This window comes from Candidatus Chloroploca mongolica (assembly GCF_004762035.2).
GTDB lineage: Bacteria > Chloroflexota > Chloroflexia > Chloroflexales > Chloroflexaceae > Chloroploca > Chloroploca mongolica.
This window is the reverse complement of record NZ_SIJK02000113.1, coordinates 1-7076: the sequence shown is the minus strand read 5'-3', so window position 1 is coordinate 7076 and position 7076 is coordinate 1. Positions and strand designations below refer to the sequence as shown.

The 7076-nt window shown below is 59.9% G+C and carries 5 protein-coding genes; 4 read left to right on the top strand and 1 reads right to left on the bottom strand.

What is annotated here, in order from left to right:
* The 4 genes from EYB53_RS24625 to EYB53_RS24610 form a co-directional block, all read left to right on the top strand.
* A partial coding sequence (locus EYB53_RS24625; protein ID WP_167857613.1) for a hypothetical protein occupies positions 1–1242 on the top strand: 1242 nt, incomplete at its 5' end.
* Between the two features lie 538 nt (positions 1243–1780).
* A complete protein-coding gene (locus EYB53_RS24620; protein WP_135482147.1) occupies positions 1781–3349 on the top strand; it encodes a hypothetical protein in 1569 nt (522 codons plus the stop codon).
* Positions 3350–3714: 365 nt separating this feature from the next.
* Positions 3715–4173, top strand: coding sequence for a hypothetical protein (locus EYB53_RS24615; RefSeq protein WP_167857612.1), 459 nt, complete (start codon positions 3715–3717; stop codon positions 4171–4173).
* Between the two features lie 4 nt (positions 4174–4177).
* Positions 4178–5785 carry an SUMF1/EgtB/PvdO family nonheme iron enzyme gene (locus EYB53_RS24610; RefSeq protein WP_167857611.1) on the top strand — a complete coding sequence of 536 codons (1608 nt, stop codon included), beginning with the start codon at positions 4178–4180 and terminating at the stop codon, positions 5783–5785.
* Here the strand turns inward: EYB53_RS24610 and EYB53_RS24605 are convergent.
* Positions 5741–6595: a hypothetical protein gene (locus EYB53_RS24605; protein WP_135482143.1), complete on the bottom strand. Its 855-nt coding sequence runs from the start codon at positions 6593–6595 to the stop codon at positions 5741–5743. The two genes, EYB53_RS24610 and EYB53_RS24605, sit on opposite strands and share 45 nt — an antisense overlap.
* Positions 6596–7076: the final 481 nt, after the last annotated feature.

Below are 7076 nucleotides of genomic sequence, written 5' to 3'. Positions count from 1 at the left end.
GCGCCATCGTCGCCCATCAAGCGCATGATCGCCGACCTCACCCTGCTCGGCGAGCCGCACGGGACCCTGCTCTTCGCCTTTCTTACCGGCGAGAGGGCGGCCACACCGGGAAGCAGCCCCTCCCACCTCAGCCCCACCGACCACGCCCAGCCCATCGCCAGCGGCCCCTACCATCTGAGCCCCGCCGACCGCGACCAGCCCATCGTGCCCGACCAACACGTGAGCATCCAGCCCCTCTGCCCCGCCACAGATCTGCACGGTCTGCGCACCCTGCTGACCACGCTGCTCGATGCTGCCCACCGACGCCTCCGCGAGCCGCGAAACCCACGCTGCCAGGGGGTCTTTCTCGACACCCTGAGCCTGGCTGAGCGCGGGGCGCTCGTAGGCCGCCAGGGGGACACCCTGGCCCCAGACGATCTGTTGGTCTGCCCAAAACCGCACATTGGCAATTGGCGCATCGACCTCGTGAGCCGTGAGCAGCACTGCTGCCGCGATGGGCGCATCTGCCACATCATCGGCCAGCCAGGAGCCGCACCACCCGTGCGACCGCCGCGCACACCGAAGGATCTGCTCAAAGAGCTTGAGCGCCTCTTCGCATCTGGTGATCTCGACACGCTCGATGAGGCGGCCATCGAACATGTCAGCAACCGGATCGAGGGACTGACGCGCCGCTTCGCCGAAATCACAGGGGCATTGCAGAATCTAGGGCGTTACGAAGCCAAACTCGGCGACATCGGGCTGGAGCGCACCCTCCATCTGCTCGGAGCACCCGAGCGGGAATCGCTCGCGCTAGCGGTCTACCTCCGTGATCAACTCGACGAGATCCAGGCGAACGACTACTCGGCCCCGATCATCCACGTCGCACGGGTTCTCGAGCGCGAACTCCAGCGACGCATTCTCGCCACACCTGGCATCAGTGGTACCGACTTCCCACATGGCCGCCCGACGCTCGGCGTGCTCGGTGGGGTACGCCGAAAAAACCCGCTGCTCTGGGCGCGCATCACCACGCACCTTGGCTCAGCCTGGGCGGGCACCGTCGACCCCGACGACCGCTCCTTCACCGTCAGCATCGAACAATTCGTCGACGAAATCGATCTCCTCGTCCAGATACGCAACCAAGCCGCGCACACCACCCCGATCCCCCGCACCCGCTTCCGCGCCATCCTCCGCTCATGTTGCGACGGCGGGCCCCTGCGCATCGGCGCGCTAAATGTGCTGCTGACAGCCTGGCCGCATCCATAGCGGCCCACCCGAAGGCCAAGCAAAGCGCGCGATCATTCAGGGAAGGAAGCGGAAGCTCATACGTGCTGTGACCAGGTGGCAGTGACAAACACAACTCATCACCTCGATAGACCGCGTTCCCTGGTGATTGACATTCACTACCGCCAATGCACCATCCACCAGGATCGGACGGAACACGCGGACTGGCAAAGCCCAGGTTTGAGTCACCTTGGGGTTGGTAACACGAAGCTCGGCGCAGGGCCTCTTGGGGGCGCGGCTCGCGAGGGTTGCGCCGAAGGCGCTGAGGGAGTCGTTCCACGCTGCTGAGCCGAGCGTTCTTCGACCCGATCAGGGGGCACGACCCCATGAACACTTTCGCACGTGTTGCCCACGCCACGCTTGCTTCGCACCGGCCATGCGGTATCATGGGCACCAACGACGCGATCCGTTGCCGTCCGCCTGGCTGATCATTGCCCCAGCGCCGCGCCGCCGTCGGCGGCCCCGCCCGCGCATGCGTTCAGGCGGCGTGGGCAACCGTGGCAACCCGAGGACATCACCCGTGCCTGCACCACCCTTCCCGCAACTGACGACCACCCTCCCCAATGGGGTCGTGGCAACCGTGGAGGCCGCGCCGCACGACATTGATCTGGCGCACTGGCACCGCAACAGCGCCGTGATCATCACCGACAACGTCGTCATCACTCTGCGCCTGCGGCGGCGCGACCAGTTGGCCCTCACCGCCCAGCACGCCGGGGCCTGGCTCGCCGCCAGTCAGGTGCCCATGACGCCGCTGCTCGCCCTGGCGCTCAGCACCCTGACCGGCGAACTGCCCGAACCCTGGCACCTGTCCATCCTGCGCTTTGTCGGGGCGACGCTGCCCCCGCTGAACGTCCCCGCCCACGAACCCGCAGCGCTTCGCGCGATCCGGGCGCTTGTCCACGCGGCCCTGCACCGTGAGACCGACGACCCCGGCCTCGATCTCGGGGGCGACCGCTGGGTCGTCGCCCGCATGCTCGGCTGCTACGGCGAAGCCCTGTGGGCGCTGCGCGGCGCGGATGCCCGCCGCTGGGGATCTCTCCCGCTCGGTGCGCCGACCGACCCGCCGTTGCTGCGGATCCTCGTGGGCATGGCCGGGGTCATGCACCGCACGGCGCAGCGAGCGGGCCACGTCACGCTGCCCCTGGCTGACGGCGGGCATCCCACCGATGCGATCATTGATTGGCTGGCCCTCGTTGCTGGGCCAGCGCCGCCACCGGCAGCACTACTCCCTGGGGGCCTGGGCCGCGTCAGTACGCATACGCTGGTCGTCGGCTCCGCGACCGAACCCCTCACCCTTGACGCCACCCGCGCCGAGGCGCTGCGTGACCTGGCCGCGATCCTGCTCGCACGGGTGAGCCGCCCGGCCCCCCGCTACCTCGGTGAGGTGCTCGATCTGACCATCCCCCCTGGCCTGATGGCGGAAGTGACCGCCTGGAACATCGCACGCGTGCGCGTCATCCCCCACCCCGAAGGCCTCTGGGTGGCGGTGGGCGGGGCCGATGACGAGGCGGCGGCGGTGGCCTGGTGGGCGGCCACGCCAGCCAGCAGTGAGCGTTTCCCGATCTCGTTTCCGCCGGCGGCCTGGCTGCTGATGCACGCGATTCTGGCCGCCCTCTGGCATGATCTCTGTGCGGAGGCCATCGTGATGGAGCCGCAGCCGGACGCCGCACCTGCGTCCCGCCCGCCAGGGGCGCGAACGCCTGCGGAACGGAGCCCCGGTGGTAAGCGCAGCGTGCGCTTGCCGCCGGTACGGTACCTGGCCCACTGGGGCAGCGACGAAGATCGGGCGCTGATCACGGCCTATGTCCTGGCAGGGCATGGCTATCGCCGCCTCCCGAGTGGATGGGAAGCGCGGCAGGCCAAGCGCGACTTCCAGCGGCGCACGACCGCCGCCGCCGACCGCGCCCACGCGCACGGGCTGGATGCCCCGCCGCCGGGCTACACGTACGTTGCGCCCCATCAGCGTCCTGCGGGGCGCAGCCCGACCGACGCGGGCCTAGCGGCCCCACGGCAGGTACAGGCGCGCGGGCTGTTTACGCTGCGGCTCGGGCTGCGGCGGAACGACGACGCGGCTCCGCTGCGAGCCTAGGGCGCGGGCAGTGCAGGCAACGGCTTCCGGTGAAGACCCGCGCTCACGCCATCATGCGGAGACCACCAGGATTACCACCGTTGCGAGCGCAGGGGCCTGCGCTGGCTTCCAGAGCCGGACGTGGCGAGAGAGCGATGCCGCATCAGAACGGGTGAAACCCCGCCCATGGCGCGATGTTGGACGCATTGTTGCGATACCCCTTTTCGATGATTGGTATTTTCTGTTCCGATTCTACCGGGAGCCCAACTACTGTGCCTGATTAGCTTGAGTGCATATGTTCTATTGACAGTCCCCTTATAATTATAGCCGGGATAGTCAGTAGATCTTATCCCTTGTTCACACCCTATATAAATGGAGACACTGCCGTGGAAGACCAGCAGGAAGCCTTAGTGTTTCTTGCTCCTGAAATACAGGAGCTTTTGGCCGACAACCAGATCAGCCTAGAGGCGTTGCTTCGACGCCAGGGTGTAGATGTACAGCTTCGGTTTGGACAAGATCCTACTGTAGGCCATGAAAACAAGCATAAGGATCCAGTAACTATCATCGTAGCTTCGTCTGTTGTGATAGCAGCACTCACTCCTCTTCTTGTGAGAGCTTTCGAGACGCTTGCTTACAAGCCGGTAGTAGTAAGAGAGCAAGTTATTGTTCCTGTCGAGGACTCGCAGGGTAATGTTGTTCGTGATGCCCAGGGAAATCCATTACTACAGTGGGTTGATCGAACCCGTGTTATTGAGACTTCCTCTCGACCGCAGGAAGAGGCTTCTGCAGACATTAAGGGGCCACTCGGTATTTCGATTAAATTTAAGTCTACGCCAAAAGGTTAAAGTAATGCGGCGTGCTATCGTTATGGGTTCGAATGGTCCTGCTTGGGCAAATCAATTGAAATTTGCTCAAACTGATGCTCTCCGTATTGCGGATGTCTTCTCTGGTTTTAGATGTAATTTTACTGTTAATCGCATAGACCCAGACACATACACAGACGTATGGAATGTTCGTGAACAAGTTTTCAAACTTGCGGAAGAATGTGCTGATGAGGATACTTTCATATGCTACTTCTCTGGACATGGCGTGGTGGAAAAAGGTGAACTTTTTTTACTCTGGGGTAACTCATCTCGAGATCGACTATTGTCTACTTCCATCCCTGTAGTAGATATTGTTCGCGCACTTAGGTATTGTAGAGCGAACAGTAAGCTCTTGATTCTTGATTGTTGCAACGCAGGTGCAGCAGTCAGTATGAGCGGATTTAAGGATGCTACTGGCACATCTGTAGAAGATCTACATATAACTCCTGATAATCACTTAGTTCTTATGGCCAGTGACAGGTTTGAGAGCGCTCGTGAATTAGACATTTTGGAAGGCAGTTTCCTGACCATAAATATATGCGCTGCATTAGGCGAGAAACTAAACGAAGCTGATGAGGATGGAGATCGTCGTTTGTCCGTGAATGAATTGCGCTTATGGTTGGAGAGATGTGCAAAGGAACACAATAAAAACAATCCTACGCTTGCTGTTCCATATCCATACCTGTTTGGACGACAGAAAGGTGAATTCTACCTTACAACTGAGGAGTCGTGGCAGCAATACGAGATTACGTTCCCGGACGGGAGTGACATGGTATTGCTGTCAATCCAACCCGAGAACACTACAACTGCTGTTCTGATTGGAAAGTATCCAGTAACCAATGGACAGTACAAGAATTTTGTGCAGCACACAGGGTATCCTGAGCCAGTTGGTGAAAGATTTATCAATGGGCAGTGGCAAGGGCCTTTCAACCCGTGGAGTGATGCGGAATTTTCCGATCCAGATAAGCCGATTGTTTGTGTTAATGCACATGACGCAATGAAATATTGTGCTTGGGTTGAACAATTATTACAGGACAATGCCTATCAAGTAGCTCTTCCTCTCAAATCAGTGTGGGACTTTGCGGCTTTCGGGACTGCTTATCCCAATCGCGATCCTCGTACCTGGCTTAACAGTGGTAGTGAGATACATCATAGAGCATCTTCGCCTGCAAAAATAGATAGAGAAGGAACTCGGACTAATGTGCGTGGTGTATCAGATTTAATAGGGAATGTCTGGGAATGGTGCAGTTTTATTAGTACAGTTTCCTTTCCTCTTCTCGGTGCCCCCTTCGATCAGCAGCCTCGACTCGAACTGCGCGGAGGTAGCTATCTTGATAATATGTCCCAAGTCGAGCCTTTTCTGTCAAGCGACTCACTGTCGGAAAAAGACATGACATCCCATGCTGATTTAGGCTTTCGAATCGCTGCGAAAGTCGACTTGCAAAAATTACCTTTGGAAGTAAGAGAGACACTTCAAAGGAATTGGGTTTTTTCTGGTAACGTTGTTATAGGAAACATTGGAGTAGGAGCAGTTGTAATGGGAACAGGTTCATCCATAACCGATATTATCTATCGCCCACGGGAGTCCGAGTAGGAAACATTGGAGTAGGAGCAATTGCAGCTGAACCATGACATTGGCCAGCGGTGTGCTGATCAACACCTGCGCCCGCTCCGGATCGCCCGCATGCAGCGCGGCGCGCACATCCTGGATCGCGGTTTCAATCATCTGGTCAATCGCCTGAGCGAGTTCGGGCAGATCGGCAAGTGAAACATCAATCAGGCTGACCACCTGGTGATCGTGCCGTTGCTGCACGGCCCCGGTGGCGATCATCACACTGCTGAGCAGGCACTGGTCGAGCAGCGCCGGGGTGAAACGGAAGGGATCGGGGACACTGTTCGCCGCCCGCTGCTTGCCGTCTGGCGCTGACCGTCGCGCCATTGGCGCCGGTGATCGCACCAGCGCGCGAGCCGGCTCCCATGCCAGGGCCAGCAGGCCAAGCAGCACCGCAGTCAGCGCCAGCACGGCGCTGACCCCGGGATGGATGGGAAAGCTGCTGATCATGGGGGTTTTGCAGAACCCCCAATAGCATAAAGCAAACGTTACCGGATAAACGCTTGCCTGTGCTACGTGCTCGGTCATGTTGCTCGTACTCTGGAGCGGTGCCGCGACCGCCAACCCTGGTCGTGTTGGACCGTTTCCTGGTTGTCCACGCGCCGTCACGATCACGGTTGTCCCCGGCGACTGTTCCCGCTGGCGCAGCAGAGCCTCAACGCGCTGAAGGGGAAGCAATCGCTTCTGCGCCAGGGCCATCAGGCGAAAAAGCGGGAAAAGGATGAGGCCGATCACCAGGGCAGGGATCAGCAAGTTCAACAGAATAATCAAGATTTCGCCACCTCCAAGCATCGCAATGCTCCTCTCTGTGCACAACCTTCTTGCCCGCTTACGGCAACGCTGAGGCCATTCTGGGCTCTGTGCAACTGAGGAACAGAAAACGCAATAACCGTTGCCGTGGACGAGCCTCCTTGCTTGCCACGGGAGCCTGTAGCGGTCGCCACGCTCCTCGTTGAAGATGGTCGGGCAGACTGAAGCGGTAGCGCCCGAACACGTTCAGGTGCTCGTGAACCAGATGGGGGGAAAGCCGGGCGCTATTCTTTGTCGCGTACGGCGTGCCTAGCGCATCTGGATGGTGTCTGGTAGGCCCTGACCCGCGCTGCGTGCCACCAGCTGATCAACGATAATTAGAATTGCCGGCGTTCTGCCTCACGAGAGAATCTTACTTTGTCGGGTTCGTTGCCTCACGAAAGAGCTTACCACACTCACGAAAGATCTTACCACGTTGTTGCGCCGCCTGGCCGGGTGCGCGAGCCGGGTGGGGGCTGCGCGG